We start from the raw sequence: 26,268 nt of genomic DNA, 5'->3' as shown, positions 1-26,268 counted from the left end.
CTCGGCCAGCGCGTCCTCGGCGCCGGCCACGTCGCGGGTGCGCGCCGCTAGCCAGGCGACCAGCTTGCCGTAACTCTGCCGGGCGGCCGCTTCGGCCGCCGCCCGCGCGATCTCCGGGCGATTGTCCATCACGGTTTCATTTCTTGGGCATGTAGTCGGCCATTTCCCAGATCGGCCGCAACTCGACCGTGCCGGCGCTCGCCGCCGGACAGCGCGCCGCCCACTCGATGGCGGTATCGATATCGGCCGCCTCGATCATGTAGAAGCCGGCAAGCTGCTCCTTGGTGTCGGCATAGGGGCCGTCGATCACGTTGGTCTTGCCGTCTGTGATCCGCACCGAGGTGGTCGCCTGGGTCGGGCGCAACCGTTCGCCGGCGAGCCATGCGCCGGATTTCTTCAACGCTTCGGTATAGGCGGCATATGCTGCGCTCATCTGCTGAGCCTTCTCGATTGGCGTGTTCGCCTGCGCTGCTTCGTCGCTGTTGATCAAAAGCATGTATCGCATGGGTCTTCTCCCGTGGTTTCGAAGGCCGCGTCCTAGCGGGGCCAGACGTATGTCGCGCGGCGGCGGCCGATTTCGACAGGCTTCAGAAAAAACTTTCGCCTCCGCCAGGAGATTTCGCAAGGACCAGATGTTCCTTCGTCTGCTGGCGGATGACCGGCAGCGGACTGGCCGTGGCTCCGCACAGCACTATCCTCTGTCGTTGGCGGGCACGTCACACGAGGCGTGGGAGAAGAGAATGGAACTCGTGACCCACAAGAAATTCAAGAACGGCCGGTTGATGCCATGGGGCAAAGGCACGGTCGTCAGCGGTGCGAAAGGCACCGTCTATCTCTGCGGCAACACCGCGACATCGGCTGACTACGATCCGGCCGGCAAGAAGGGTGGCGGCTTCGCCGGCGATGCCGCGGCGCAGTGGCGGGAAGTTCTCGGCAACATCAAATCGGATCTGGAAGAACTTGGCAGCGGGCTCGACCATCTCATCAGGCTGACCTTTTTCGTCAAAGGGCCATTTCCCGACGGCGGCGTCCTCAGCTCGCCTAATTTTCGTCTCGACGTGCTGGACGCGCTTTTCGCCGAGCATTGTCCGAAGCATTGCAGCGACAACAATCCGCCGCCTTCGGAGGTAATCGGCGTCGCAGCGCTTGCCCAGGCAGACATCGTCATCGAGATCGTCGCCGTCGCGGCGCTGCCGGACTGAGGCGCGAACGAACAGGCCGGCCTTGCGCGACGTCGCCGTTGCGATCGAAGCGCGCCGGCACGAGCTGCGCCGCCGCGCCGGTGCGGGCGTTGCACAAGGCCTCGGCTCTGGCCAGTGAGCGCCCGGCGACGAGCAGGACAGGCGTGGCTCGCTCTCCAGCAATTGCACGATGCGGCCGCCGAAAATGCCATAGCCGCCAACGACCAGAAGCCTCATCGCGCCGCTCTTTTTGCGTATGTCGTTCCCGGAACCGAGGTCACTTTTGGGTGACATGTGATTAGCCGATCACGCGCGCACGTATCGCGGCGGACAGGATCTCGCAACTGTCCTTGCGGCCGAACATGGCGTAGCGGTTTTTGGCGATGCGTTCGTAGAGCCAGTCACGCAAGGGGCGCGGGATGAGCAGCAGCGCTTTCGCCGCCCGCCACGGCCAGCCCAGTTCGGCCATCACCGCGATGAAACTGTCCAGCCGCATGAAGGGAGCGCCGCCGACAAGGACCAGATTGGTCTCGTAGCTGTCGGTGCGCAGCCCGTATCTCTGGAACAGCGCCTCGCCGAAGGGCGACTGCGCCGTGGCGAAGCGGAAGCGGTTTTTGCGGTCGAGCCCGACCACCGTGCGTACGAAGCCCGAGCACAGCACGCAGACGCCGTCGAAAACGATCAATGGCTGGCTGGCCTCGAAGGGTTCAGGAGAAGAAGTCACGGGACGTCCGGCAGCTTGTGTCTTCAGACACTAAGCCCGCCGGCAGCGGGATCAAAGCCGCGGCGTTGTCGCACGGCTTCTCGCGGCCAGCGCGGGGCGCTCGGCGCGATAGGTGGTTGCGCGGGGATCGGCCTCCGGTCTGCAGATCCGGCTGTCGTGACGCGTTTCGAATGTCATGATCAATGCGCGCCGAGCGAGCTGCCGCGACGGGCGCAGGCCGGACCCGGGCCGCGCATGTAGTAGCGCTCCGGCCGATAGGTCGGCGCGATGAACTCGCGGATGGCGGCGGCATAGCCGGCGATGTGGCCCCAGAATTTCATTTTACTCAAGTCCCTGTCCCGATTTTCGGATGTCCCGTCCGATTGCGGGGATCATAGTGTCGAGGCGTGAATAGTCGGTGAACACGATGTTAATCTTTGGTCGAAAACCCCATGCTTCGTGGCCGGAATGCGGCTGTTTGGGGGTCTTTCGGTGTGGTTCGTCGCCATTTCCGGCATTGTGACTTTTGCATCACATATGTTTCGTATGGATGTCGCTTGAGCGCGGTTCTGTTCAGATTTGGCGAGCCTCTCGAAATTTCCATGCTCGCTGCCGAAATGCCCCTGGTTGCGCGCCCGGAACCGGAACGGGCCTTGCCCGTTCTCGCTTGAACCGCATCGCGCAGGAGTTCGCCATGGCACCTCGCCCCGCCTGGAAGGGCTATCTGAAACTGTCGCTGGTCACCTGCGCTGTCGAACTGACCAACGTCGTCACCCACGCCGAAAAAGTTTCGTTCCGGGTGCTCAACCGCAAGACCGGCAACACGGTCAAGCGCATCTATGTCGATTCTGAAACCGGCAAGCCGCTGGGCGATGGCGACGAGATCAGGGGCTATGAGGTGAGCCCCGGTGAGTTCGTCCATATCGAGGACGAAGAGATCGAAGCGGTGCAGATCGAGTCCTCGCACACGATGGCGCTGGACGGCTTCGTCGACAAAGCCTCGATAGAGCAGATCTATCTCGACACGCCCTATTATGTCACGCCCGCCGACAAGGTGTCGGAGGAGGCCTTTGCCGTCATCCGCGATGCCATGGCGGACAAGAAGATGGCCGGGCTGGCGCGCGTCGTGCTCTATAGCCGCGAGCGGCCCGTGGTCATCGAGCCGCGCGGCAAAGGCATGGTGCTGACCACCTTGCGCTACGGCAACACGGTGCGGGAGCCGGAGAGCATCTTCGGCGACATCAAGGCGGTGAAGACCGACCAGGAGATGACCGATATGGCCGAACGCATCATCGACAAGAAAAAGGGGAAGTTCGATCCGTCGACATTCGAGGACAAGTATGAGGACGCGCTGCTCGAACTGATCCGCGCCAAGAAGGCCGGCACGAAGGCGCCGAAAGCGCAGGCCGCGCCCAAGCCGTCCAATGTCGTCAATCTGTTCGACGCGCTGAAGAAGAGCCTGTCCGATGGCGGCCAGGCGGAAGGCCCGGCGAAGAAGGCCAAGCCGGCGGCAAAAAGCGGCAAGGCGAAAGCTTCTGCGCCCAAGCGCAAGTCGGCTTGAGGGTCGGCGCCGTGGCCAGCCTCGAACAATATCAGTCCAAACGCGATTTCAAGAAGACGGCCGAGCCGGCGGGCAAGGTCGCGCGCGGCAAGCAGCCCGGCGGCATCTTCGTCGTCCAGAAGCACGACGCGACCAGGCTGCACTATGATTTCCGCCTCGAGCATGAGGGCGTGTTGTGGAGCTGGGCGGTGACGCGAGGCCCGAGCCTCGACCCGCACGAAAAGCGGCTGGCCGTGCATGTCGAGGACCACCCGATCGACTATGCCGGCTTCGAGGGCACCATTCCCAAGGGCGAGTATGGCGGCGGCACCGTCATCGTCTGGGACGAAGGCACATGGACGCCAGAGATCGACCCCGCCAAGGCGATGAAGAAGGGCCATATCGACTTCGAACTCAACGGCCAGAAGCTGAATGGGCGGTGGCATCTGGTCAGGTTAAGACCCCGCCCTGGCGAAAAGCGCGACAACTGGCTGCTGATCAAATCCGACGATGCCGCCGCCCGCCCCGGCGAGGATATCCTGAAGGACGCACCGAAATCGGTGAAGTCCGGCCTGACCATCGAAGAGGTCGCGGAAGGCAAGACCGCCGACGGCAAGAAGCCGAAGGTCTGGCACTCCAACAAGCCTGCGGCATCCAGCAAGGCGAAAGCCGGCAAGCGCCTCGACTTCGTCGAGCCGCAACTGGCGACGCTGGAGCGCGAGGCGCCGCCCGGCGAGGACTGGCTGCATGAGGTCAAATTCGACGGCTACCGCATGCAGGCGCAGATCGCCGGCACGGAGGTGCGGCTGCTGACCCGCACCGGCCTCGACTGGACGGAGAAATTCGGCCCTGAGATCGTCGCGGAACTGGCCCAGCTGAAATGCAGCGACGCCATCATCGACGGCGAGATCGTCGTGCTCGCCGACAGCGGCGTTTCGTCTTTCTCGCTGCTTCAGCAGGATCTCTCCGCCAATCGAACCGACCGCTTCACCTACTATGTGTTCGACCTTATGCGGCTTGACGGCAACGATTTGCGCCGCGAGCCGCTGGTCGAGCGCAAGCAGGCGCTGCAGGAGCTGCTCGGCGAGACGGCCGAAAATGCCCCCGTCCGCTTCAGCGACCATTTCGCCGAGCCCGGCAAGATCATGCTGCAGCACGCCTGCCGCATGGGCCTTGAAGGCATCGTCTCCAAGCGCGCCGATGCGCCCTACCGCAGCGGCCGTGGCCCAAGCTGGGTGAAGTCGAAATGCACGGCCCGCCAGGAATTCGTCATCGGCGGGTATCTGCCCTCGGACAAGACCGGCCGCGGCCTGCGTTCGCTGCTGGTCGGCTACCACGAGGGCGGCAAGCTCCACTATGCCGGCCGCGTCGGCACGGGCTTCACAGCCAGGAGCGCCACCGATTTGAAGAAAAAACTCGATGCGCTGAAGGCAGACGCCTCGCCGTTTGCCGCCGCGGTGCCAAAGGGCAAGGGTTTGGTCTGGGTCAGGCCCGAACTTGTCGGCGAAGTGGAGTTCCGCAGCTGGACCTCGGACCGTATAATACGCCACGCGTCGTTCCAGGGACTGCGCGAGGACAAGCCGGCGGAGGAAGTCGTGCAGGAAAAGCCATCGAAGGCGGCAAACAAGGCAAAGCCGGCGGCAGGCGGCGCCGGCAAGGCCGCCGGGGCTAAGGCGCCCGCGACGATCACGACCAGCGTAAAACTATCCCATCCCGACAAGCTGCTGTGGCCCGAGGAAAAAATATCCAAGCAGGACTTGCTCGAACACTACGCGCTGGTCTGGCCGCGCATGGAGCAGTTCATCGTCAACCGGCCGCTCAGCCTGGTCAGGGCGCCGGATGGCATCGGCGGTCCGCGCTTCTTCCAGAAACATGCTTCGGCCGGCATGAGCGACAAGATTGCCCGCATGAAGGACCCGACCGATGGCGAGGAAATCCTGTTCATCCGCGATTTCGACGGCCTTGCCGCTCTGGTCCAGTACGGCGTGGTCGAGGTCCACATCTGGGGCTGCAAGATCGATGAGCTGGAAAAGCCGGATCAGATCATCTTCGATCTCGATCCCGACGAAGGCGTCGACGTCAAGGCGGTGCGCGAGGCCGCGCTCGACATCAGGGGCAAGCTTGACGATCTGTCGCTGCCGAACTTCGTCAAGCCGTCAGGCGGCAAGGGCTATCACGTGCTGGTGCCGCTGAAGCCGTCGGCGGATTGGGAGGCGGTCAAAACCTTCTCGCATGATTTCGCCAAGGCGCTGGAGCAGGCCGCGCCCGACCGCTACACGGCGACGCTGTCGAAAAAGGCGCGCACCGGAAAAATCTTCGTCGACTATCTGCGCAATGGCAGGGGCTCGACCACCGTCGCGCCCTACTCTTCCCGCGCCAAGAAGGGCGCGACGGTCTCGGTACCGGTGACGTGGGCGGAGGTTGAGAAGGGGCTAGCGCCGAATTCCTTCCCGATCGGCGACAAGACGACGCTGAAGGAATTGGAGAAGGCCGATCCGTGGGCGGATTTCTTCGAGCAGGCGAAGGTGCTGAAGCGGGGGTGAGCGTCGCGCGCCTCACCTGCTACGCAAGCGTTCCGTCACACCCCCCTCTGTCCTCAAGGGGGGAGATTGGCAGCTTCGAGGCGCAGCTCACCTTTACGATGTTCGAGATTGGCGAAAGCTGTTGAGCGCGTAATCTCCCCCCTTGAGGGGGAGATGGCCGGCAGGCCAGAGGGGGGTGCTGTCCCGCCAGCGTCGCCCAATTAGCGCTGCCGAACCTCTACGCCAAAAACACCCGCTCGAACGCCTGCTTCCCCGGCGGTGAAAACACCACCGCGCGGCTGTCCTTCTCCCGCCTTGCCCATTTCTCCGCCAGGATCTTGTCCAGAATAGCCGCGCCCAGCGTTCCCGCAAGGTGCGAGCGGCGCACGCTCCAGTCGAGGCAGGCGCGGCAGACCGGCCGGCGCGGCTTGGCGCCGACGTCGATGCCGATGGCCGAAAAATGCGAGGCTGCTGCTGGCCCCAGCCGGATCTCCCCCGGCCGGATCTCCCCGAGCCTGATCTCATTGTCGTCGCGCAACAGGATGCCGCGCGCGACGAGCCGGTCGAGCATCGCCACCGCTTGTTCGCCGGCGAGGTGGTCGTAGCAGACGCGGGCCACGCGCATGGCGCCGTCGCGCGGGCCGGGCCGGGCCCGCTTGGGGCCGACCGCTTCGGCCACCCCGGTGATCGCCTCGATCATGCCGGCAACCTGCGGCCCGGCGAGGCCGTAATAGCGATGCCGTCCCTGGCTGGCCAAAGTTAAAAGCCCGCCCTCCATCAGTTTCGACAGATGCGAGGACGCCGTCGGCAGCGAGACGCCGGCCTCCAGCGCCAGTTCGCTCGCCGTCAAAGCCGTGCCGCCCATCAGCGCATTCAGCATGTTTGCCCGCGCCGGATCGCCGACCAGGCTGGCGATGCGGGCAATGTCGGGTCCTTCACGCATAGTTAGGCCTCCATCGAAGCATTCTCGTCAGATAAGCATTATTGTCGGGCGGGATCAAGGAGAACGCCGATGCCAACCGCTTCCGCCCCACTCGCCAGCCGCCGGCCGTTCCCGTTCGTCACCTGGCTGCAACGGCGGCTTCTCGCCCGCTGGTACGACCGCCATCTGCAGCGGCTAGACCTCGCAGAGGTTGACGACCATCTGCTGCGCGATCTCGGCCTGACCCGTGAGGATGTGCGCCGCGAATGCGCAAAATCCTTCTGGCAGGCCTGACAGCCAGCGCTTTTGCTTAGCAGACCCTGCGGCACAACGTTTCGACGCCGCTCGAACTATCGATGCGAAACCCAAGGAGATCACGATGACCATCACCTGCTTCATCCGCTATGAGATCGACCCGTTCGGCAAGCCGGCCTTCGAGCAATATGCCAAGGCCTGGGGCCAGGCGATCCCGCGCTGCGGCGCCGATCTGATCGGCTACTACGCCCCGCATGAGGGCTCGGCCACCACGGCCTACGCCGCCTACAGCATCGACAGCCTCGCCGCCTACGAGGCCTACCGCGCCCGCCTCGCCGCCGATCCCGCCGGCAAGGCCAACTACGAATTCGCCCGCCGCGAAAAGTTCATCTTGAAGGAGGACCGCATCTTCCTGAAGCTGGTGTCGGGGCCGCATGGACCGCGGCAGCTGTTCCGGACCGCGGTCAAGGAGGAGATATGATCGCTGTCATCTTCGAGGTGCAACCGGCTGAGGGAAAGCGCGATGCCTATCTCGGTATCGCCGCCGAGTTGCGGCCGCTGCTCGACGGCATAGACGGTTTCATCTCGATCGAGCGCTTCCAGAGCTTGGTCGACCGGAACCGCGTCCTGTCGCTGTCCTTCTGGCGCGACGAGGAAGCGGTGAAAGCCTGGCGCAACACGGAAGAGCACCGGCAGGCGCAAAAGGCCGGCCGTGGCGGAATCTTTGCCGGCTACCGGCTGCGCATTGCGCATGTGCTGCGGGACTATGGGCTGACGGAGAGGGATGAAGCGCCGGCCGACAGCCGGGCGGTGAATGGGTGACTAGGTATCGGCGTCGCGCCAGGCCCCCTCATCCGGCCGCTTCGCGGCCACCTTCTCCCCGCTGGGGAGAAGAGACTGGCGCAGGCTTCGAAAATCTCCTCTCCCCTCGGGGAGAGGTCAGCCGAGCGAAGCGGAGGCTGGGTGAGGGGGCGCTTGGCGCTCACGCATTCCCGATCAGCACCCCGGCCGCAAACACCAGCGCCCCACCCAGCACCACCTGAAACGCCGCGCGCAGGAACGGGGTTTGCATGTAGCGGTTCTGCACGAAGGCGATTGCCCACAGTTCGAAGAACACCACCACGGCCGCCACCGCCGTCGCCGTCCAGAAATGCGGGATGATGTAAGGCAGCGCGTGGCCCAGCCCACCCAGCGTCGTCATGATGCCGACGGTCAGTCCGCGCTTGATCGGCGAGCCACGCCCTGACAATTTGCCATCGTCGGAAGCGACTTCGGTAAAGCCCATCGAGATGCCGGCGCCGATCGAGGCGGCGAGGCCGACCAGCAGCGTCTGCCAGGTGTCGTGCGTGGCAAACGCGGCGGCAAAGATCGGCGCCAGTGTCGACACCGAGCCATCCATCAGCCCGGCCAGTCCCGGCTGCACATAGGTCAGGATGAACTGGCGCTGCTCGGCGCTGGCTTCCTCGTCCTTGACCTCGCCCGGCACAAGTTTCTGCTCCAGCCGGTGCGCCGAATTCTCATGGCTTTGCTCGGCCGCGGCCAGGTCGCCGAGCAGTTTCCGCGTCGAGGCATCGCTGGTGCGCTTGGCCGCCTCGACATAGAAGCGATAGGCCTGCTGCTCCATCGCTTCGGCTTGACGCCGCACATGCTCGATGCCGAGCGGCCGCACCAGCCAGTCGGGCTTGCGCTCGTAATAGCCTTTCACATGTTCGCGGCGCAGCAGCGGAATGCGCTCGCCGAAACGCTTGCGGTAGAGCTCGATCAGGGAATCGCGATGGCCGTCCTCCTCCGCCGCCATCGCCTCGAACACTTTCGCCGACTGCGGGAAACTGTCCGCCAGCCCGTCGGCATAGGCGCGGTAGATGCGCCCGTCATCCTCTTCGGAGGAAATTGCCAGCGCCAGGATCTCCTGTTCCGACAGCGTTTCGAAAGGACGGCGGCCGAAACCGAAGACACGGGAAAGCATGAGAAATTCACCCCAGTTTAGAACAATTCTAAACTAGGCGCTGCAGTCTCCGCGGTCAATCACCAGTCAAGAAATGTTGAAGCGCCGGATCGCAACGCGCCCTTCATTATCGGCAAATGTTCACCTATATTGTCGCGACACGCAAGCAAAAGGCATGAGCAAGATGACGGCAAAGCCGCATGACCACTTCGATCCGAAACCCGTCCTCGATCTGATCGCCAGCATCGAGGCCGATTTGCAGCGGCTGAAAGGCCTGGTCGAACAGCAGGTCGAAAAATTCGACCCCGCCAATCCGCACAACAAGGCGCCCGACGGCAAGCTGACCGAGGAGGGCGTCGAATGCTGCTACCGCCTGTTCGACGAAGGCAAGTCGCGCTATTCGGTCGCCCAGCAGATGAAGATCTCGTTTGCCGCCGCGACGCACCGGTTCAATTCCTGGCGCAAGGCGGGCGGGCCGAAGCGGCAGAGGGCGTTGCTGGGATAATTGGCGAAAGCCGCGGGGAAACCCGATCTCCCCCCTCGTGGGGGAGATGGCCGGCAGGCCAGAGGGGGGCACTGTCCCGCCGACCTTTCCCTGCCCTAAAGCCCAGCACCGTTCAGGATGCGCCTCCAAGCCCAGCCGCAATCACAATATGCTGGCAGATATTGTCGACGTCGCGGATGACGTCGTCATTCCAGAACCGCAGGACGGTCCAGCCATCTTGTTCGAGGTGCGATGTCCGCGTCTCATCACCGGCAGCCGCGCCGGCGTCCGCATGCTGGGAGCCATCGACTTCGATGACCAGCTTCTTCTCCGGGCAAGCGAAATCGACGATGTAGGCGGCAATCGGAAATTGTCGCCGGAAGCCAAGCCCCATCAGCCGGTGGGCACGAAGTTCGTTCCAGAGCTTGAGTTCGGCTGGCGTCAGGACTTTGCGCATCGATCTGGCGTTTGCGCGATGTCGAGGCGGTAGAGGCGTGTGCGGCATTACGATGCTCGGTNCGCCCCCCTCTGTCCTGCCGGACATCTCCCCCACTTGGGGGGAGATTGGCTGTACTTCCTACGGCGTCAGTTCAATTTCCTCCGTCTCGCCGCCATTGCAGGTGTAGCAGCAATCCTCGCATCTTTCCTTGTTGTTGGGGCCGACGCCCCAATAGGTTCCCTCGTCGCCGTCGACCCAGGCGCCGTAGCAGATGGACTCGCCCTCGTCGCACGACACCGGGATCTGCTTGGTCTCGCCATCGTCGAGATAGAAATCCTTGTCATTGCCCGGCCAGACATAGTCGCGGTCCTGGCTGTAGAGCTCGAGGCGCATGGCGTTGGGATGGCTGTTCTTGACGGCGAAGGTGATGTCGGCGGCGTAGGCCGACGGCGCCAGCAAGGTGGCGAGCGAGAGCGCGACGACGATGCGGCGCAGACAAGTGAAAGACATGGTGTTCCCCCGAGGCAAATCGGCCCCCCGGCCGAGGGAATCAGCATCGCACGATGGCGGCGGAGATTGAAGGGCGGGGCGTGACTGATTTTGGGGGGATTGGTGAAGGTGGCGGAACTGCTGATCTCCCCCCTCGTGGGGGAGATGCCTGGCAAGGCAGAGGGGGGCGCTGTCCCGCCGACCTCTCATTCCTGCAGCCGCGTCATTTCAATTTTAGGCTTGCTGATCCATACGCTGGCGATCCTTCGCGCCCCCCTCTGTCCTGCCGGACATCTCCCCCACGAGGGGGGAGATTAGCAGCTTCGGCACCCCCACTACTCAACCAGATCGATCGTCTCGGTCGTCTTCTCCACGCAGATGAAACAGCACGTATCGCACGGCTGGTCATTGTCCGGCCCGACCCCCGCCGAAATCGCATCGTTGCCATTCACCCAGGCGCCGTAGCAGATGTTTTCGCCCTGAGAGCACGAGATCGGCACCGATTTCTGCGAGTTGGGCTCGATCAGAAACACCTGGTCGCCCCCCGGCCACGACATCTTGCGGTCACGGCTGAACAGCTCCACCGCCACCGCCTGGCTGCGCAGGTTCTTGACGAAGAACGCCATATCGGCGGCGTGGGTTGGGGTGGCGAGGAGCAGGGCGGTAAGGGTGAGGCGGAGCATGATGGGGTATCCGAATCGGAGACGGGAACTAAAGCATGAGCGGAGAGGCGACGCGAGGCGATCGAGCGGGCAATCTCCCTCCTTGAGGGGGAGATGGCCGGCAGGCCAGAGGGGGTCGGTCCGACCGGGCTCAACCTTGTTGCCTTGTTGCGGCAGATGGAGGCTAGCGCTTCACGCGAGGCGACCCCCTCTGTCGCCTTCGGCGACATCTCCCCCTCGAGGGGGGAGATTAGCGCCAACCTTCACATGCGGCGCCAGCCGTCGGATCGCGTCAATCACCTCGGCGACTTCAGCAACGTCCAGATCCAGCCGGCAAACGCCAGTACCAGGAACGGACAGCCGGCGGCGGGCAGCGGCGCCGAAATCGGCAGCAACGGCGCGCCCACAGCACCATGGCCACCGTCACGACAAACAGGATGGCGCGCCGGTGAGCCGCATCCACAGGCAACGGTGCTCGACGCGCCGATCAGCACGACCGCCGCCGCCCACAGCGAGATGCCGCCGACATAGGAGGGAACGCTGGCCTCCAGCCCCGCCGCATTGCCGGCCAAAAGCAAGGTCTCGCCGGCGAGGAAGGTGAGGAACCCCGCAGCTACACAGTCATTGCCCAGCCGCTGGTATTTCATGGTCAGCAGCGCGGTTGCCACCACAAGCGCCACGCCGTCGATCGCCCAGAGCGTTTCGCGGAGCGGCGCGCTGGAGACGAATGTCCCGGCCAGGCCGAAGGCGCCGCCAATGGCGAGACCGATGGCTGCGACGGTGTCTGAAGTGGTGCGCATGCGACGTCTCCCCGAGCCGTGCCGAGATTACGCGAAGGCGGGCGTACGGTGAAGATACTGCGCTGCATCTCGTCATCCGATCCATTTAGCTTAACCCGGATATCGAGGGCTTGACACCTTAGCCGTAGAAGTAATCTAGTGACGCTGGGCGACTGAGTACTGGGGGGGAATATGCTTCACCTGTCCGTTGATCGACGGATCGCGGAGTTGCATCGCGCGGGTATCCTCGATCAATCTATAATCGACGTATTGATACCTCACGGCCGGCCTCACGACTTCGAGTCGTTTCTCTACGACTACAAAACCTTTGTCGGTCAGGATAACGGATCGCATGCAGACGCGCGCATGGACTCGCTAATAAAAGACTTTGCTGCCTTTTATAACTCCATGGGTGGATACATAATTTCGTTATTTGATACGAACCACACAGATTCTTCAGTATATAATTTTCTATCGAACAACGATCAGCTGAACCAGCGGCTGTCAAGCTTCATAGGCAAGAATATAGGCGTTCGCATTTTTGTAACCGCTGGCGCTGTCGACAACGTTAAGCGTGACATCATCCTGACGTTCGTCCCAAAGCGGCCGATAAATGAAAAGCCACGACCGTTTATTAAGAACGGCTTCAACTATGGCGCGCCAGATAAGCCTAAGTTTGTATTCGCAAAAGGCGGTCTATATTGCCGCTATGAGCATGAGTGCAAGCCGGCCAATGAGGATATTGAGCTACTAAACTTTCTATATTCTGACAGAGATAACTCAAACGCCTTACAGGTCGGGGCAAAGACAGAAAATAACCTCCCGCCCAAAGATCCAAGTCTGATCCAATTTGTTGGCAGAAAGGGATATCTTGAGGCCTTGTGGAATTGGATCACCGAGGCTAGGCGCCCAATGAAGGTGCTGACTGCTGCTGGTGGCCTTGGAAAGACCACTGTCGCCTACGAGTTCGCGACCCAACTCCTGGACCGACCAGGGGCTGGGCTCGAAAAAATAGTATGGCTGTCTGGAAAGAAAATTACCTTCGCCCCACTGCTAGGCAAGCTCGTTCCGACGACCCGCTGTGACTTCGAGAACATCGATGATCTCCTTGACAACTTCTTGATCCAGGTTGGCTTTACGGAAGACGAAGTTCGTATAGCGTCTGATCGAGAAGAGAAGATCTCAAAGTGTATCGAAGCGTTTTCTACGATATCGATTCTTTTAATTATAGATGACGTCGATTCTCTTCCGAAAGAGGAACAGAACGACCTATATTCGGTTATTTCTCAGATAATAATTTCAGCAAACGTGCAGAACGATAATAGCCGTGTCCTTTTCACCTCGAGGCTGGAGTTGTTGACGGGTCGGGAACAGCGGATCGGAATGTCTGGATTTGAAGGTGGAGACTTCGTAGAATACCTTGAAGTGAACTTGGCTTATCTAATTGAGGACCCAGGGCAGGCGAAACAGATACGGCTCAATCGGGATAAACTTCTGGCAGCGTCTGCAGGCTCACCAATCTTCATAACTTCAATTATTCGCCTAGTCTCATTAGGGCATGAATTGGGTCGGGCGGTGAGTGATTGGCGAGGTAAGAATGGTGAGCAGATACGATCGTTTGCATTTGAGAAGGAAATTGACCAGCTTTCTGCCACACAGAAAGAAATACTATTCGCAATGCAATTGCTTTCTCGCGCGCGAACTGACGAAGTTAAGGAAATTTGTGAAATAACATCAGTGGAGCTTGAGCAGGATCTCGCCACTCTGAAGAACTATCATCTGTACGCGACGAAGGGTGACCCTGTAGCCGGAACTATTCTGGAGGTGCCGGAGCCTATCCGCCTTATGCACGACATCACCCAGAACAAACTTCCGGAAGCGCGAAGGAAGCATATTGAGAGAGCGTGCATATCTGCACGGAAGAATAATGAAGATCCGGCTAGGCGGATAGCGCTAATAGTTTCTCAAACAGTGCGCCATTGGAAGGCTCAAAATTATGAGGTAGCTGAATCATACCTTTCTAAAGAAATATCAAAGTATAATAAAACAGGTGACCTCTATTGCCTTAGAGGGCGGACGCGTATGTCTGTGCGGGGACGTAAACCAAGTGAAATAGAGAGGGACTTCGAATCTGCTGACAAATATGGCTGCAATGCCTTCGATTTGTTAAAGTATTGGTATATGCTTAAGATAAGAAACAAAGACTGGCGAGGATTATTTAATCTGCACGTCCGAAAGAAGGATACTGCGCAGTTCTTTCCAATTTTTAACTGCTGCCATGTCTTTGCCGCTGTAAAGATTGCTGATCGGACCTTGGAGACTGAGAGGGCCTCGAAAGGGAGCGGGGTGGACGACGCCATTAAGTACTACACTCAAGCCTTACAGTTGGCTGACGGCTATATAACGGACAGGCAGGCGATGGGCTATTTCCATAACTTGCGATGTCTTATGCACGAGGCAGCTACTGGGGCAGTCAACGCGATTCAGATGCAAGAGTCCTCCGATCGGAAGGATCTCGATGTTTTCCGGCTCGTGGTGAAGTGCCTGAAGTACCAGTTTGCGCCGTCGTACTTTTTACGCATCGGGCTTAAAGCCGCCGAGAGTTGGGCAAAGAAAGTTGGGGCGAAACACGAACGAAATTCAGTTAGCGACGAGCTTCTGCAAATCAAACGTTATTTGGCTGCTCAGCCCTACCAACGGACGCGTCTCATGGCGGAGTGTGACCGAGTCACCAAGATCGTAATGGGCTGAGCCACCTCAATCACCCATCTTCAGCGCCTGGATAAACGCCTCCTGCGGAATATCCACCTTGCCGAACTGGCGCATCCGCTTCTTGCCCTCTTTCTGCTTGTCCAGCAGCTTGCGTTTGCGCGAGACGTCGCCGCCATAGCACTTCGCGGTGACGTCCTTGCGCAGCGCCGAGATGGTTTCGCGGGCGATGACCTTGCCGCCGATGGCGGCCTGGATCGGGATCTTGAACAGATGGTTCGGGATCAGCTCCTTCAGCTTTTCGCACATCTGGCGGCCGCGCTTTTCCGCCGCCGTGCGGTGGACCAGCATGGACAGCGCGTCGACCGGCTCTTCATTGACCAGGATCGACATCTTCACCAGATCGCCTTCCTTATAGTCGGTCAGGTGATAGTCGAAGGAGGCGTAGCCCTTGGAGATCGATTTTAGGCGATCATAGAAGTCAAAAACCACTTCGTTGAGCGGCAGGTCGTAGATCAGCATGGCGCGCTTGCCGACATAGGACAGGTCGGCCTGGATGCCGCGCCGGTCCTGGCAGAGCTTCAGGATGCCGCCGAGATAGTCGTCGGGGGTGAGGATGGTGGCGCGGATCCACGGCTCCTCGATGGCTGAGATTTTCACCACGTCGGGCATGTCGGCGGGGTTGTGCAGTTCCTTGACCGAGCCGTCATTGAGCAGCAGCCGGTAGACGACGCTCGGCGCCGTGGCAATGAGGTCGAGGTTGAACTCGCGCTCCAGCCGCTCCTGGATGATTTCCAGGTGCAGCAGACCGAGGAAGCCGCAGCGATAGCCGAAGCCGAGCGCGGCACTGGTCTCCATTTCATAGGAGAAGCTGGCGTCGTTGAGGCGCAATTTGCCGACGGCGGCGCGCAGATCCTCGAAATCGGCGGCGTCGACCGGGAACAGGCCGCAAAACACCACCGGCTGCGCCGGCTTGAAGCCGGGCAGGGCGTGCGCGGTCTGGCGCTTGTCCTCGGTGATGGTGTCGCCGACGCGGGTGTCGGCCACTTCCTTGATCGAGCCGGTGAAGAAGCCGAACTCGCCGGGGCCGAGCTCGTCGACATTGATGCGGGCGGGCGTGAACACGCCGGTGCGCTCGACCAGGTGTTTTGCGCCGGTGCCCATCATGCGGATGGTCGCGCCCTTTTTCAGCACGCCGTCGATGATGCGCACCAGGACGATGACGCCGAGATAGGCGTCGTACCAGCTGTCCACCAGCATGGCTTTCAGGGGTGCCGACGCGTCGCCTTCGCGCGGCGGCGGCAATTGGTGGACGATTGCCTCCAGCACATCGGGAATGCCGAGGCCGGTCTTGGCCGAGATCAGCACGGCGTTGGAGGCGTCGATGCCGATGACTTCCTCGACCTGCTCGCGGATGCGCTCGGGCTCGGCGGCCGGCAGGTCTACCTTGTTCAGCACCACGACGATCTCGTGGTTGTTGTCGATGGCCTGGTAGACATTGGCCAGCGTCTGCGCCTCGACGCCCTGCGAGGCGTCGACGACCAGCAGCGAACCCTCGCAGGCGGCGAGCGAGCGCGACACTTCATAGGCGAAGTCGACATGGCCGGGCGTGTCGATCAGGTTGAGGATATAGTCCTCGCCATTGTTGGCGCGGTATTTCAGCCGCACCGTCTGCGCCTTGATGGTGATGCCGCGCTCGCGCTCGATGTCCATCGAGTCCAGCACCTGCTCCTTCATGTCGCGCAGCTCCAGCCCGCCGGTGGACTGGATCAGCCGGTCGGCAAGCGTGGATTTGCCATGGTCGATATGGGCGACGATGGAGAAATTGCGGATGTGGTCGAGAGGCGTGCTCATGGCGCGCGCTTTAGCAGGGGCGGGTTGCAGGGGCAAGCGGGGTGGCGGTGCCCTTGCCTTCTCCCCTTGTGGGAGAAGGTGGATCGGCGCGCAGCGCCGAGACGGATGAGGGGTGTTCCAGCTTGACGCCGGCGTTCTTTCACCGCCATGGCTGCAAACTGACATCCCTTACATAAGCGATTATCGTGGTGCAGACGCTGTCCATGTCTTTCAGGACATCGTCGTTCCAAAAGCGCAACACACGAAAGCCTCTCGCCTCCAGTTCCGTTCTACGGGCATGGTCTGACTCTGAGTCCGCATGCTGACTCCCATCGATCTCGATGATGAGGAGTGATTCAAGACAAGCGAAATCGGCGACGTATTTTCCAACAGGAACTTGGCGCCGAAATTTGATCCGATCAAGCCTGCGGTCACGTAGTTCGTGCCACAGTTTGTCTTCCGCCTCCGTCATTTCACGTCGGAGCGAACGGGCAAAGTTTCGTTTGGCAGGAGCGACGGGCTGATGTGGCATGACGTTAGATTAACCAACGTCTCACTCCGCTGGAACACCCCTCATCCGTCTCGGCGCTTCGCGCCGATCCACCTTCTCCCACAAGGGGAGAAGGCAACGACGCGTCGGCCCCCAATCACGAAGCGGTGAACCATGTAACGAAGCCTCTGGCAGCGGCGAAGTGTGGGAAGAACTCGCCGCAACGGAGACCCACGATGACTGGACTTAACCCAAAACGCAGCGCGATGCTGGCCGCCGCAGGCGCGGCGCTGATGATGCTTGGCGGCACCGCCTTCGCCCAGCCGCTCACCGTGGTCGAATTGTTCACCAGCCAGGGCTGTTCGTCCTGCCCGCCGGCAAATGCCAATCTGATCAAGGTCAAGGACCAGCCGGGCGTTCTGGCGCTGTCGTTCAACGTTACCTACTGGGACTATCTCGGCTGGAAGGACATTTTCGGCCGCGAGGAATTTACCCAGCGCCAGGTGCGCTATGAGCCGTCGCTCGGCCGCTCCGGCCCGTTCACGCCGCAGGTGGTGGTCAATGGCGGTGCCGATGCGGTGGGCGCGGCATCAGGCGAGATCGAGCAGCTGATTTCCGCGAATGGCCGCACGAAGGGGCCGACGCTGTCGCTCGACGGCGGCAAGATCAGCATCGGCGCCGGCAAGGCTCCGGGCGGAAAGGCCGATGTCTGGCTGGTCCGCTACAACAAGGGCGTCGTCGAAGTGCCGGTGGCGCGCGGCGAGAATACCGGCCGCACGCTGCCGCATGCCAATGTCGTGCACTCGCTGGAGAAACTCGGCAGCTGGAGCGGCGATGCCACCACGCTGCCATTGCCGGCAGCCTCCGGCGGCTTGAGCACCGCCGTGCTGGTCCAGTCGCCGGGCGGTGGACCGATCCTGGCTGCAGCCGCCGACTGATTTTCTTTTCTACGCAACGCCGCTAGCGCGGCATAACCGGGCTCGCATCCGCGCGCCCTCTTCAAGGAGGAAATACCATCATGACCAAGACCCTTACCGTGCTCGCTTTTGCGCTTTCGATGATCGGCTTCGCCGCCGGCGCCCGTGCCGACGAAGCGACCAACGCCATGAAGCCGGCGATGGTAACCGATGCGATGAAGCCCGCGACCGATGCCATGGCGCCGGCGACCGATGCCATCAAGCCAGCCGACCCAATGGCGACGAATGCGATGAAACCCGCCGCCGACGCCATGAAGCCGGCCGATGCCATGAAACCCGCAACGGATGCGATGAAGCCGGCGGACGCCATGGCGCCCGCGCAATAAGGCTGGGTCCCATGGCCCGGCCGCACAGTGGCCGGGCCGGCGCACGGCAATTTGAGAAACCAGGCGGGACGTTCTGTCGTATAGTCTTCGCCACCATCAAGGAGATCAGACATGACCGGGATTGCAAGGACGAGAACGCCGATCTTCAAGAGCGCGCTTGCCGCGCTCATCGTCGCCGCCGCCGCGGCCGCCTTCTGGCAGAGCCCTGCGCGCTCGGCCGAGGACGCGGTGGTGATCCCGCCGCCGGCAATGGACGAGAAGGCCGCCAGCGGCAGCGAGAAGGCTATCTTCGCCGGCGGCTGCTTCTGGGGCGTGCAGGGCGTGTTCCAGCACGTCAAGGGCGTGACCAAGGCCGTCTCCGGCTACACCGGCGGCGCCAAGGATGACGCCGTCTACGAAACGGTGGGCAGCGGCCGCACCGGCCACGCCGAATCGGTCGAGATCACCTACGATCCGTCCAAGGTGACCTACGGCCAGCTGCTGCAGGTCTATTTCTCGGTCGCCCACAACCCGACGCAGCTGAACTATCAAGGGCCGGACTCGGGCACCCAGTACCGCTCGACCATCTTTGCCGAGAATGGCGAGCAGCAGAAGATCGCCCAGAGCTACATCGCCCAGCTCGACCAGGCGAAGGTGTTTGCCAAGCCGATCGTCACCACGTTGGAGACGGGCAAAACCTTCTATCCGGCCGAGGAATATCACCAGGACTTTCTGACGCTGAACCCGACCTACCCCTACATCGTCTACAACGACCTGCCCAAGGTGGCGAATTTGAAGGCGCTGTTCCCGGGGTTGTATAGCGAGAAGCCGGTGCTGGTGCTGGCGGGGAAGAGCTGAGCACCTAATCTCCCCCCTCGAGGGGGAGATGTCGCCGGAGGCGACAGAGGGGGTCGGTCCGACCGGACGCGACCTCCTGCGGCAGAAGAAGGTTAGCGCTCCACGCGCGGCGACCCCCTCTGGCCTGCCGGCCATCTCCCCCTCAAGGGGGGAGATCAGCTCCCCTCAATCATACGTCAGATCCGTCGCCTTCCCGCCGAACACCCGATACGCATAGAACGAATAGAAGATGATCACCGGCAACACGACGACCGTGCCGGCGAGGATGATGGCCAGGCTTTCCGTCGCCGACGCCGCCTGCCAGATGGTCAGCCTCTCGGGCACCACGAAGGGGTAGAACGACCATGCAAGCCCGGCAAAGCCGAGCGCGAAGATGGCGGCGAGCGTCAGGAACGGCCGCAGCGCATGGCGGTCGTCGGGCTTGGGCAGGTGGAAGGTCTGCCGCCACAGCCACAGGAACAGCAGCGCCGACAGGATCGGCAGTGGCGACAGATAGAGCATTTCGGGCCAGACGAACCATTTGGCGAAGATGCGCGGGCTGGCGAATGGGGTCGCCAGCGACACCGCCGCCATGCCGAGCGCGGTCAGCACCAGGGCCGTGCGCAGCCAGGCCACCGCCTTCCTCTGCAATTCGCCCTCGGTCTTGTAGATGACCCAGGCCGCGCCCATCGCTGCATAGGCCGCCGACAGGCAGAGCGCCACCAGCGCCCCGAAAGCGATGCCGCCAAAACCGACATCGAGGCCAAGCACATAGACGCCGAGCATATAGCCTTGCGCCAGCGAGGCGATGACGGAACCGAGGAAGAAAATGCGGTTCCAGCGATGCTTCTTGCCGGCGGGCACCTTGGCGCGGAAATCGAAGGCGACGCCGCGCAGGATGAGGCCGACTAAAAGCACGAAGACCGGAATGTATAGCGCGGTGAGGATGACGCCATGCGCCAGCGGAAAGGCGACCAGGAGCAGGCCGACGGCCAGCACCAGCCAGGTCTCGTTGGCGTCCCAGAAAGGGCCTATTGCCGCGATCATGGTGTCCTGCTCGGCATCTTCGGCGACCGAGAACAGGATGCCGATGCCGAGATCGAAACCGTCGAGAATGACGTAGATCAGGATGGCGAGGCCCATCAGGCCGGCGAAGATCAGGGGCAGCGCGGTTGGCCAGTCGAAGGTCATCGGTCTGTCATCCCTCTCATCAACGGTTCTGCCCTTCGCTATGGCTCCGGGCGTTCGTCATTCGAAAAGCCAAATCGTTGGCTTTTCGTCCGCTACGCGGACCATTCCTCACTCTCCCGCGGCCGGTTGCGACATCGCCGTCTTCATGACGCCCGGGAGCGGCGAGGTATCGCCGTCCTTGGCGGCCTTCAGCGCCAGGTGCACCAGCACGCCGAGATAGGCGATCAACAGCAGCACATAGAGGATGAGATAGATGGCGAGCGTCAGCGCGACATGGCTGCCGGCGACCGGGCCGATAGCGTCGGCGGTTTTCAGCACGCCGGTGACCAGCCAGGGCTGGCGGCCGATTTCGGTGGTGTACCAGCCGGCCAGTGTCGCCAGCCAGCCCGACAGCGCCATCGGCACCATCAGCATGGCCAGCGGCCTCGGCAGGCTGTGGCGGCGCTTGAGGAAGAAGGTCGCCGACCACGAGACGATGAGCATCAAAATGCCGGTGCCGACCATGATGCGGAAGCCCCAGAACACCGGGAACACCGGCGGGTGCAGGCCGGGATAGTCGTTGAGCCCCGGCACGATACCGCTGGTGGAATGGCGCAACACCAGGCTGGCGCCGTCGGGAATGGCGATCTCGAATTTGTTTTCCTTCGCCGCCTCGTCGGGCAGCGCAAACAGCACCAGCGGCACGTTGGGGCCGGTGTTCCAGTTCGCCTCCATGGCGGCGATCTTCTGCGGCTGGTGCTCCAGCGTGTTCAGCCCGTGCTGGTCGCCGGCGAAGATCTGGATCGGGATCAGGATGGCGGCGGTGAAGACGCCGGTGCGCAGCGCCTTCCACATCGATTCCGACCGGTCGCCGGTGAGGTAGCGCAGCGCCGACAGGCCGGCGATCAGGAACGACACCGTCAGGCCGGAGGCAAGCAGCATATGCGTCAGACGGTAGGGCATGGACGGGTTGAAGACGATCGCCCACCAGTCGACGGGATGCGCCTTGCCGTCGATCATCTCGAAGCCGGCCGGCGTCTGCATCCAGGAGTTCAGCGCGATGATCCAGAAGGCCGACAGCGTGGTGCCGCCGGCGACCAATACCGTCGCCAGCGTGTGGACGCGGTTGGAGACGCGGCGGAAGCCGAACAGCATGATGCCGAGGAAGGCCGCTTCGAGGAAGAAGGCGGTGAGGATCTCGTAGGCAAGCAGCGGCCCGGCGATGTTGCCGACCTTTTCCATATAGCCCGGCCAGTTGGTGCCGAACTGGAAGCTCATGGTGACGCCGGAGACCACGCCCATGGCGAAGGACAGCGCGAACACTTTCACCCAGGTGAAATAGGCGCGCATCCAGGCGGAATCATTGGTGGCGTTGTAGCGGAGCTTGAAGAACAGCAGCACCCAGCCAAGCGCAATCGTGATGGTCGGAAACAGGATGTGGAACGAGATATTCGCCCCGAACTGCATTCGCGACAGGATGAGCGGGTCCATGCGGGCTCCGGCTGCTGTTGTTGGCGCAGAATAGGCGGCGGATGCGGTCCGGTCAAAGCGGCTTGGCGTCACGCGGGGCGCGTTGTCGCAGCAGATGGGATCAATCCGTCAGTGCCCCGATACCCCCATGACGAAACGGCAAAAGGGGAACGTTTGTCCACAATTGTCAGCAGCGGCATTGACTTCGCGCCGTGCGCACCGACATTCAGCGCAATAATAATCCCCGCCTCTTTCAAACAGTCGTTTTCGGCCTCATGTCTTCCACTAATTTGCCTTCCATCATTTCGATTTCCGGGGTCACCAAGACCTACGCCACCGGCTTCAAGGCGCTGAAGGAAATCAACCTCGACATCGAACGCGGCGAGATTTTCGCGCTGCTGGGGCCGAACGGCGCCGGCAAGACGACGCTCATCTCGATCGTCTGCGGCATCGTCAACCGTTCGTCGGGAACGGTGACCGTCGACGGCCACGACATCAACCGAGACTACCGCGCCGCGCGCAGCCTGATCGGGCTGGTGCCGCAGGAGCTGACCATCGACGCGTTCGAGAGCGTCTGGGCAACCGTAACCTACAGCCGCGGCCTGTTTGGCAAGGCGCCCAATCCGGGCTTCGTCGAAAAGGTGCTGCGCGACCTGTCGTTGTGGGACAAGAAGGACGCCAAGGCGATCACGCTGTCGGGCGGCATGAAGCGGCGGCTGATGATTGCAAAGGCGCTGTCGCATGAGCCGCGCATCCTGTTCCTCGACGAACCCACGGCCGGCGTCGACGTCGAACTGCGCCAGGACATGTGGGCGATGGTGCGGCGGCTGCGCGACGATGGCGTCACCATCATCCTCACCACGCACTATATCGAAGAGGCCGAGGCGATGGCCGACCGTGTCGGTGTCATCAACCGCGGCGAGATCATCCTGGTGGAGGGCAAGGCCGAACTGATGCGCAAGCTCGGCCGCAAGCGCCTGATCGTCGAATTGCGCAACCCGCTCACCGCCATTCCCGATGCATTCTCGCACTACGCCTTGGAGCTGTCGGGCGATGGCACACAGCTGACCTACACCTATGACAACCAGAGCGAACGCCCCGGCGTCGCATCGCTGCTGCGCGAACTCGAGACGGCCGGCATCCAGTTTCGCGACATGGACACGCAAAACAGCTCGCTCGAGGAGATCTTCGTCAATCTGTTGAGGCAAGAGCCATGAATTGGCGAGCAGTATGGGCGATCTACCGGGTCGAGATGGCGCGTGCGTTCCGCACCGTGCTGCAGAGCATCGTCTCGCCGGTGATCTCGACATCGCTTTATTTCGTCGTCTTCGGCTCGGCCATCGGCTCGCGCATCACCGAGATTGACGGCATCAGCTACGGCGCCTTCATCGTGCCCGGCCTGATCATGCTGTCGCTGTTGACGCAGTCGATCTCCAACGCCTCCTTTGCCATCTATTTCCCGAAATTCGTCGGCTCCATCTACGAGCTCTTGTCGGCGCCGGTGTCGTATCTGGAGATCGTCATCGCCTATGTCGGCGGCGCCGCGACCAAGTCGATCATCCTCGGCTTGATCATCCTGGCGACGGCCTCGCTGTTCGTGCCGCTCACCATCCAGCATCCGTTCTGGATGCTGGCCTTCCTTGTCTTGACGGCGGTGACCTTCAGCCTGTTCGGCTTCATCATCGGCATCTGGGCGAAAAGCTTCGAGCAATTGCAGCTGGTGCCGCTGTTGATCATCACGCCGCTGACCTTCCTCGGCGGCAGCTTCTATTCGATCAACATGCTGCCCGAGACCTGGCGCACGGTGACGCTGTTCAACCCGGTCGTCTACCTGATCAGCGGTTTCCGCTGGAGCTTTTACGGCAAGTCCGATGTCTCGGTCGCCGTCAGCCTGGGCATGACGACGGTGTTCCTCGCCATCTGCATCGCCATCGTCGCCTGGATCTTCCGCACCGGCTACCGGCTGCGCAACTGACCCTGCCGCTCTAAAGCGCGTCGCGTTTGAACGGACTCAGGCGACGCGCATTAGGTCTTTGTTCTTATGCATGTCGTTTGCTCAAAACCGGGACCACTTTTGAGCAACATGCAAATGGGCGATCGCCCGTGCGCCGGTCAAATCAACAGTTTTGCTGGGGGCAAATTGGCCACGTTGGCCGCCACGCTTCTTGCTAGATCGCCTTGATGAGGCGCAGCAACCCCAGCATCTCGATCAGCCTGCCCTCGCGGAAGGCGATGTAGGTCGGTTCTTCGACGCCATGGAAGCGGCGCTTGAACGCCGCCTGGCCCTTGAGGTTGAACTTGCTGCGGTTGACCCAGGGCGACTCATAGGCCCGCTCGAAGGCGTTGCGCCAGAAGCTCGATTCGGCAAAGCTGTTGGCTCCGACATCGAGCATCGGCGACAGGCCGAGCGTGACGACCGAAATGCCCTCATTGCGAAAGCGGTCGACGGCGAATTTGGTCAGCCCGATTTCGGCATGCGGCGAGGCATCGATGTGCTTGCGCTTGAACGAGGTGGTGTAGCCGATCACCATGCCGCCGCTGAACATCGGATCGAAATCGAGCAAGGCGACGAGCTCGCCTTCCGGGCTGTAGAGCACGAAACGGCGCATATCGATGCCGAGATGATCGGCAAAGGGCCTGTTGAGGAAGGCCATCTCCCAGCGCTTGACGATGCGGTCGGCCCGCCAGTTCTGCGACAGGCGCTGGACCTCGTCGAGATAGACCGCTCCTTCGCCAAAGGAAAACCCCTTCTTCAAGAGCCAGCGTTCGGAATAGCGCACGCTTTCGTTGCGCTTGCCGGAAAAATCGTGAGCCGGCAGCTCCAGCCGCGTGTCGACGCCGAGGCGGTTGACCTGGTAGCCGAGCCCGGCCAGAACGCGCGCCGTCGGTTCGCCGATCTGCACGAACCACGGGCTGTCGGCGGCTTCGACAAAGCGCCTGATATAGTCGGGCCGATCGGCCGGATGGGCCACCGGGTCACCGAGCGCGAAATGGTGCTTCATCTTGGTGCCGAAGGCGATGTAGCCGTCGGCGTCGCCGAAATAGGACAGTTTTTGCTGCACGGCGGTCGAATAGGCCAGCGAGAAGTCGCCGTGCCGGCGGACAAGCGCCAGCCGCTCGACATGCGAAAAATCCTGGCGCGGCACCTTGGCTGCGGCGCCCTCCAGCAGTCTGTCAAGAAAGATACGCAAGGAGGGCATGGTCGAGCTTCCGCGTGCCGATGATAAACAGGCTTGCCCCCAAGGCCTCGAATCAGTCGCATTGACGCGACCTCATTATCGATCATATCGCCCCTGTGCCATATGGGACGTGCCATATAGGACGGGTCCCCATGGCGCACCTGAAAGGGAATCTCGACCGAATGGCGGCTACGACAAGCGAAACGATGCCTATCGTCCTGGGGCCGAAAGGACTCGACGACACGGTTATCGTCATCGGCGCCGGAGCGGCGGGGCTGGCGGCCGCCGACGCGCTTGGCCGGCGCGGCGTGCGGGTCGTCGTGCTTGAAAAGGAGCCGCGGATCGCCGAACCGTGGCGACGGCGGCACGAGAAGCTGACCCTCAACACGCATCGCGCGCTATCGGCCCTGCCCGGCCTTGCCTATCCGCCACGCACCGCCACCTTTCCGAACAAGGATGCCATCGTCGGTTATCTCGAGGATTTTGCCCGCGCGCGCGGCATAAGGGTCGAATTCGGCACCGCCGTCGAGCGGATCGAACGCAGAGGCAATGGCTGGCTCGTCCATACGGGCCGGGAAACGCTGAGCGCCCGCAATGTCATCGTCGCCACCGGCCGCGACCGCTTGCCATGGACGCCGGACTGGCAAGGCAAGGCGACTTTCACCGGCAAACTTGTCCACGCCGCCGATTTCGGCACAGCACAGGACTATGTGGGCAAAAGCGTGCTGGTGGTCGGAGCCGGAAATTCCGGCTTCGACGTGCTCAACCACCTCGCCCGCGCCGACACCAAGGCCATCTGCTTGTCAGCCAGGCAGGGTCCGTCGCTGATGCCGAAACGGATCGGCAAGGTCGCCGTGGCGCGCTTCGGCGGTTTCATGGCGATGCTGCCGACGTGGATTGCCGATGCCGCGATTGCCGCGACGCAGCGGCTGGTGTTCGGCGACCTCGCCCGCTTCGGCCTGCCGCCGGCGCCGAAAGGCGGCGCCAGCCGGCTCGGCGTCGAGCAGATCGCTATCGCCGTCGACGACGGCGCCGTCGCAGCGCTGAAGGCCGGACGGATTTCGGTGGTGGCGCCGGTGGCGGCTTTCGAAGGCGCCGGCGTGCGGCTGAACGACGGCACGGTGCTCGAGCCGGATGTGGTGATCGCGGCAACCGGCTATCGCACCGGCCTGGAGGCCATGCTGGGCGATCTCGGCGTGCTCGACGCCAAGGGCGTGCCGAAGGCCAATGGCGGCACCCCGAGCGGCCAGCCCGGCCTGTGGTTCATCGGCATGCGGCCAAGCCTGACCAGCTATTTTCACAGCGCCGCCCTGCAGGCCGAAGCGATTGCCCGTCAGATCGCCAAGGGGTTGTAGACGCTGCGGTGCGCTTGGTCCG

The 26,268-nt window shown here is 62.2% G+C and carries 28 protein-coding genes and 1 pseudogene; 14 read left to right on the top strand and 15 right to left on the bottom strand.

All coding sequences use genetic code 11. The features are described from left to right. A pseudogene (locus tag X730_RS1000000168520) lies at positions 1-129 on the bottom strand (RNA polymerase subunit sigma-70); the annotation flags it as partial. 7 nt (positions 130-136) lie between these two features. Continuing rightward, positions 137-505 (bottom strand): YciI family protein, encoded by a 369-nt coding sequence (locus X730_RS157350; protein ID WP_023744856.1) that lies wholly within the window; start codon positions 503-505, stop codon positions 137-139. Between the two features lie 235 nt (positions 506-740). On the opposite strand from X730_RS157350, the gene X730_RS157355 reads away from it, so the two are divergent. Further along, positions 741-1,202: a RidA family protein gene (locus X730_RS157355; protein WP_023755312.1), complete on the top strand. Its 462-nt coding sequence runs from the start codon at positions 741-743 to the stop codon at positions 1,200-1,202. Positions 1,203-1,479: 277 nt separating this feature from the next. Here the strand turns inward: X730_RS157355 and X730_RS157360 are convergent, their stop codons facing one another. Further along, positions 1,480-1,905 (bottom strand): DCC1-like thiol-disulfide oxidoreductase family protein, encoded by a 426-nt coding sequence (locus tag X730_RS157360; protein ID WP_031196669.1) that lies wholly within the window; start codon positions 1,903-1,905, stop codon positions 1,480-1,482. A 179-nt stretch (positions 1,906-2,084) separates the two neighbouring features. Next, positions 2,085-2,234 (bottom strand): hypothetical protein, encoded by a 150-nt coding sequence (locus X730_RS1000000165860; RefSeq protein ID WP_196813601.1) that lies wholly within the window; start codon positions 2,232-2,234, stop codon positions 2,085-2,087. 344 nt (positions 2,235-2,578) lie between these two features. Here X730_RS1000000165860 and X730_RS157365 point away from each other — a divergent pair, with 344 nt between their 5' ends. Together X730_RS157365 and ligD are read left to right on the top strand one after the other, a co-directional pair. After that, a complete protein-coding gene (locus X730_RS157365; RefSeq protein ID WP_023825849.1) occupies positions 2,579-3,445 on the top strand; it encodes a Ku protein in 867 nt (288 codons plus the stop codon). 11 nt (positions 3,446-3,456) lie between these two features. After that, positions 3,457-5,967, top strand: coding sequence for a DNA ligase D (ligD, locus tag X730_RS157370; protein ID WP_023825848.1), 2,511 nt, complete (start codon positions 3,457-3,459; stop codon positions 5,965-5,967). Positions 5,968-6,184: 217 nt separating this feature from the next. On the opposite strand, the gene X730_RS157375 is transcribed toward ligD, so the two are convergent. Next, the gene (locus X730_RS157375) at positions 6,185-6,889 is read right to left on the bottom strand and encodes a winged helix-turn-helix domain-containing protein (RefSeq protein ID WP_023825847.1); all 705 of its coding nucleotides are present in this window, start codon (positions 6,887-6,889) and stop codon (positions 6,185-6,187) included. A 69-nt stretch (positions 6,890-6,958) separates the two neighbouring features. On the opposite strand from X730_RS157375, the gene X730_RS157380 reads away from it, so the two are divergent. From X730_RS157380 to X730_RS157390, 3 genes are all read left to right on the top strand, one after another. After that, positions 6,959-7,162, top strand: coding sequence for a DUF1127 domain-containing protein (locus X730_RS157380; protein WP_023741364.1), 204 nt, complete (start codon positions 6,959-6,961; stop codon positions 7,160-7,162). An 85-nt stretch (positions 7,163-7,247) separates the two neighbouring features. Continuing rightward, on the top strand, positions 7,248-7,604 hold the full coding sequence (locus tag X730_RS157385; protein WP_023825846.1) for an NIPSNAP family protein: 357 nt from the start codon (positions 7,248-7,250) through the stop codon (positions 7,602-7,604). After that, a complete protein-coding gene (locus tag X730_RS157390; protein ID WP_023825845.1) occupies positions 7,601-7,945 on the top strand; it encodes an antibiotic biosynthesis monooxygenase in 345 nt (114 codons plus the stop codon). Before X730_RS157385 ends, X730_RS157390 begins: the two co-directional genes overlap by 4 nt. Before the next feature lie 160 nt (positions 7,946-8,105). Here X730_RS157390 and mbfA read toward each other — a convergent pair whose 3' ends face one another. Beyond that, the gene (gene mbfA, locus X730_RS157395; protein WP_023744860.1) at positions 8,106-9,089 is read right to left on the bottom strand and encodes an iron exporter MbfA; all 984 of its coding nucleotides are present in this window, start codon (positions 9,087-9,089) and stop codon (positions 8,106-8,108) included. Between the two features lie 163 nt (positions 9,090-9,252). Between mbfA and X730_RS157400 the strand changes: the two genes are divergently transcribed. After that, the gene (locus X730_RS157400; protein ID WP_023681249.1) at positions 9,253-9,573 is read left to right on the top strand and encodes a hypothetical protein; all 321 of its coding nucleotides are present in this window, start codon (positions 9,253-9,255) and stop codon (positions 9,571-9,573) included. 112 nt (positions 9,574-9,685) lie between these two features. Here the strand turns inward: X730_RS157400 and X730_RS157405 are convergent, their stop codons facing one another. The 4 genes from X730_RS157405 to X730_RS01000000164225 all read right to left on the bottom strand — a co-directional run bounded on the left by X730_RS157405 (position 9,686) and on the right by X730_RS01000000164225 (position 11,942). Beyond that, on the bottom strand, positions 9,686-10,057 hold the full coding sequence (locus X730_RS157405; RefSeq protein ID WP_023825844.1) for an endonuclease domain-containing protein: 372 nt from the start codon (positions 10,055-10,057) through the stop codon (positions 9,686-9,688). Positions 10,058-10,129: 72 nt separating this feature from the next. Next, complete coding sequence (locus X730_RS157410; protein ID WP_023825843.1) at positions 10,130-10,501, bottom strand: hypothetical protein; 372 nt, start codon at positions 10,499-10,501, stop codon at positions 10,130-10,132. 314 nt (positions 10,502-10,815) lie between these two features. Continuing rightward, positions 10,816-11,163: a hypothetical protein gene (locus X730_RS157415; RefSeq protein ID WP_023825841.1), complete on the bottom strand. Its 348-nt coding sequence runs from the start codon at positions 11,161-11,163 to the stop codon at positions 10,816-10,818. Between the two features lie 275 nt (positions 11,164-11,438). Beyond that, positions 11,439-11,942 (bottom strand): hypothetical protein, encoded by a 504-nt coding sequence (locus tag X730_RS01000000164225; protein WP_245261306.1) that lies wholly within the window; start codon positions 11,940-11,942, stop codon positions 11,439-11,441. A 171-nt stretch (positions 11,943-12,113) separates the two neighbouring features. Here X730_RS01000000164225 and X730_RS157420 point away from each other — a divergent pair, with 171 nt between their 5' ends. Continuing rightward, complete coding sequence (locus tag X730_RS157420; RefSeq protein ID WP_023726762.1) at positions 12,114-14,672, top strand: ATP-binding protein; 2,559 nt, start codon at positions 12,114-12,116, stop codon at positions 14,670-14,672. A gap of 6 nt (positions 14,673-14,678) precedes the next feature. Here X730_RS157420 and lepA read toward each other — a convergent pair whose 3' ends face one another. Next, a complete protein-coding gene (gene lepA / locus X730_RS157425; protein ID WP_023673259.1) occupies positions 14,679-16,484 on the bottom strand; it encodes a translation elongation factor 4 in 1,806 nt (601 codons plus the stop codon). Positions 16,485-16,623: 139 nt separating this feature from the next. After that, a complete protein-coding gene (locus X730_RS157430; protein WP_023703870.1) occupies positions 16,624-16,995 on the bottom strand; it encodes a DUF559 domain-containing protein in 372 nt (123 codons plus the stop codon). A gap of 224 nt (positions 16,996-17,219) precedes the next feature. Between X730_RS157430 and X730_RS157435 the strand changes: the two genes are divergently transcribed. From X730_RS157435 to msrA, 3 genes are all read left to right on the top strand, one after another. Beyond that, on the top strand, positions 17,220-17,891 hold the full coding sequence (locus tag X730_RS157435; RefSeq protein WP_155922415.1) for a DUF1223 domain-containing protein: 672 nt from the start codon (positions 17,220-17,222) through the stop codon (positions 17,889-17,891). An 80-nt stretch (positions 17,892-17,971) separates the two neighbouring features. Beyond that, the gene (locus X730_RS157440) at positions 17,972-18,256 is read left to right on the top strand and encodes a hypothetical protein (protein ID WP_023825839.1); all 285 of its coding nucleotides are present in this window, start codon (positions 17,972-17,974) and stop codon (positions 18,254-18,256) included. 111 nt (positions 18,257-18,367) lie between these two features. After that, the gene (msrA, locus tag X730_RS157445) at positions 18,368-19,093 is read left to right on the top strand and encodes a peptide-methionine (S)-S-oxide reductase MsrA (protein ID WP_023825838.1); all 726 of its coding nucleotides are present in this window, start codon (positions 18,368-18,370) and stop codon (positions 19,091-19,093) included. Between the two features lie 165 nt (positions 19,094-19,258). On the opposite strand, the gene X730_RS157450 is transcribed toward msrA, so the two are convergent. After that, complete coding sequence (locus X730_RS157450) at positions 19,259-20,263, bottom strand: cytochrome d ubiquinol oxidase subunit II (RefSeq protein ID WP_023710366.1); 1,005 nt, start codon at positions 20,261-20,263, stop codon at positions 19,259-19,261. Between the two features lie 108 nt (positions 20,264-20,371). Beyond that, positions 20,372-21,733, bottom strand: a complete 1,362-nt coding sequence (locus X730_RS157455; protein WP_023825837.1) for a cytochrome ubiquinol oxidase subunit I — start codon at positions 21,731-21,733, stop codon at positions 20,372-20,374. Between the two features lie 269 nt (positions 21,734-22,002). Here X730_RS157455 and X730_RS157460 point away from each other — a divergent pair, with 269 nt between their 5' ends. Then, entirely contained in the window at positions 22,003-22,929 is a 927-nt protein-coding gene (locus tag X730_RS157460; RefSeq protein ID WP_023692970.1) for an ABC transporter ATP-binding protein, read from the top strand. Further along, positions 22,926-23,687: an ABC transporter permease gene (locus X730_RS157465; protein ID WP_023703863.1), complete on the top strand. Its 762-nt coding sequence runs from the start codon at positions 22,926-22,928 to the stop codon at positions 23,685-23,687. The genes X730_RS157460 and X730_RS157465 overlap by 4 nt, the downstream gene beginning before the upstream one ends. 193 nt (positions 23,688-23,880) lie before the next feature. On the opposite strand, the gene X730_RS157470 is transcribed toward X730_RS157465, so the two are convergent. Continuing rightward, positions 23,881-24,912: a phosphatidylglycerol lysyltransferase domain-containing protein gene (locus X730_RS157470; protein ID WP_023825836.1), complete on the bottom strand. Its 1,032-nt coding sequence runs from the start codon at positions 24,910-24,912 to the stop codon at positions 23,881-23,883. A gap of 131 nt (positions 24,913-25,043) precedes the next feature. On the opposite strand from X730_RS157470, the gene X730_RS157475 reads away from it, so the two are divergent. Then, positions 25,044-26,246, top strand: a complete 1,203-nt coding sequence (locus X730_RS157475; protein WP_348524269.1) for an NAD(P)/FAD-dependent oxidoreductase — start codon at positions 25,044-25,046, stop codon at positions 26,244-26,246. Positions 26,247-26,268: the final 22 nt, after the last annotated feature.

This window comes from Mesorhizobium sp. L103C131B0 (genome assembly GCF_000502275.1).
Taxonomy (GTDB): domain Bacteria; phylum Pseudomonadota; class Alphaproteobacteria; order Rhizobiales; family Rhizobiaceae; genus Mesorhizobium.
The sequence above is the reverse complement of the archived record's forward strand: the minus strand, read 5'-3'. Positions and strand labels throughout refer to the sequence as shown.

Coding starts and splice junctions, on each gene's coding strand:
- X730_RS157350 (WP_023744856.1), bottom strand. CDS start 505: ATGCGATACATGCTTTTGATCAACAGCGACGAAGCAGCGCAGGCGAAC.
- X730_RS157355 (WP_023755312.1), top strand. CDS start 741: ATGGAACTCGTGACCCACAAGAAATTCAAGAACGGCCGGTTGATGCCA.
- X730_RS157365 (WP_023825849.1), top strand. CDS start 2,579: ATGGCACCTCGCCCCGCCTGGAAGGGCTATCTGAAACTGTCGCTGGTC.
- X730_RS157375 (WP_023825847.1), bottom strand. CDS start 6,889: ATGCGTGAAGGACCCGACATTGCCCGCATCGCCAGCCTGGTCGGCGAT.
- X730_RS157380 (WP_023741364.1), top strand. CDS start 6,959: ATGCCAACCGCTTCCGCCCCACTCGCCAGCCGCCGGCCGTTCCCGTTC.
- X730_RS157385 (WP_023825846.1), top strand. CDS start 7,248: ATGACCATCACCTGCTTCATCCGCTATGAGATCGACCCGTTCGGCAAG.
- X730_RS157390 (WP_023825845.1), top strand. CDS start 7,601: ATGATCGCTGTCATCTTCGAGGTGCAACCGGCTGAGGGAAAGCGCGAT.
- mbfA (WP_023744860.1), bottom strand. CDS start 9,089: ATGCTTTCCCGTGTCTTCGGTTTCGGCCGCCGTCCTTTCGAAACGCTG.
- X730_RS157400 (WP_023681249.1), top strand. CDS start 9,253: ATGACGGCAAAGCCGCATGACCACTTCGATCCGAAACCCGTCCTCGAT.
- X730_RS157405 (WP_023825844.1), bottom strand. CDS start 10,057: ATGCCGCACACGCCTCTACCGCCTCGACATCGCGCAAACGCCAGATCG.
- X730_RS157410 (WP_023825843.1), bottom strand. CDS start 10,501: ATGTCTTTCACTTGTCTGCGCCGCATCGTCGTCGCGCTCTCGCTCGCC.
- X730_RS157415 (WP_023825841.1), bottom strand. CDS start 11,163: ATGCTCCGCCTCACCCTTACCGCCCTGCTCCTCGCCACCCCAACCCAC.
- X730_RS01000000164225 (WP_245261306.1), bottom strand. CDS start 11,942: ATGCGCACCACTTCAGACACCGTCGCAGCCATCGGTCTCGCCATTGGC.
- X730_RS157420 (WP_023726762.1), top strand. CDS start 12,114: ATGCTTCACCTGTCCGTTGATCGACGGATCGCGGAGTTGCATCGCGCG.
- lepA (WP_023673259.1), bottom strand. CDS start 16,484: ATGAGCACGCCTCTCGACCACATCCGCAATTTCTCCATCGTCGCCCAT.
- X730_RS157430 (WP_023703870.1), bottom strand. CDS start 16,995: ATGCCACATCAGCCCGTCGCTCCTGCCAAACGAAACTTTGCCCGTTCG.
- X730_RS157435 (WP_155922415.1), top strand. CDS start 17,220: ATGCTGGCCGCCGCAGGCGCGGCGCTGATGATGCTTGGCGGCACCGCC.
- X730_RS157440 (WP_023825839.1), top strand. CDS start 17,972: ATGACCAAGACCCTTACCGTGCTCGCTTTTGCGCTTTCGATGATCGGC.
- msrA (WP_023825838.1), top strand. CDS start 18,368: ATGACCGGGATTGCAAGGACGAGAACGCCGATCTTCAAGAGCGCGCTT.
- X730_RS157450 (WP_023710366.1), bottom strand. CDS start 20,263: ATGACCTTCGACTGGCCAACCGCGCTGCCCCTGATCTTCGCCGGCCTG.
- X730_RS157455 (WP_023825837.1), bottom strand. CDS start 21,733: ATGGACCCGCTCATCCTGTCGCGAATGCAGTTCGGGGCGAATATCTCG.
- X730_RS157465 (WP_023703863.1), top strand. CDS start 22,926: ATGAATTGGCGAGCAGTATGGGCGATCTACCGGGTCGAGATGGCGCGT.
- X730_RS157470 (WP_023825836.1), bottom strand. CDS start 24,912: ATGCCCTCCTTGCGTATCTTTCTTGACAGACTGCTGGAGGGCGCCGCA.
- X730_RS157475 (WP_348524269.1), top strand. CDS start 25,044: ATGGCGCACCTGAAAGGGAATCTCGACCGAATGGCGGCTACGACAAGC.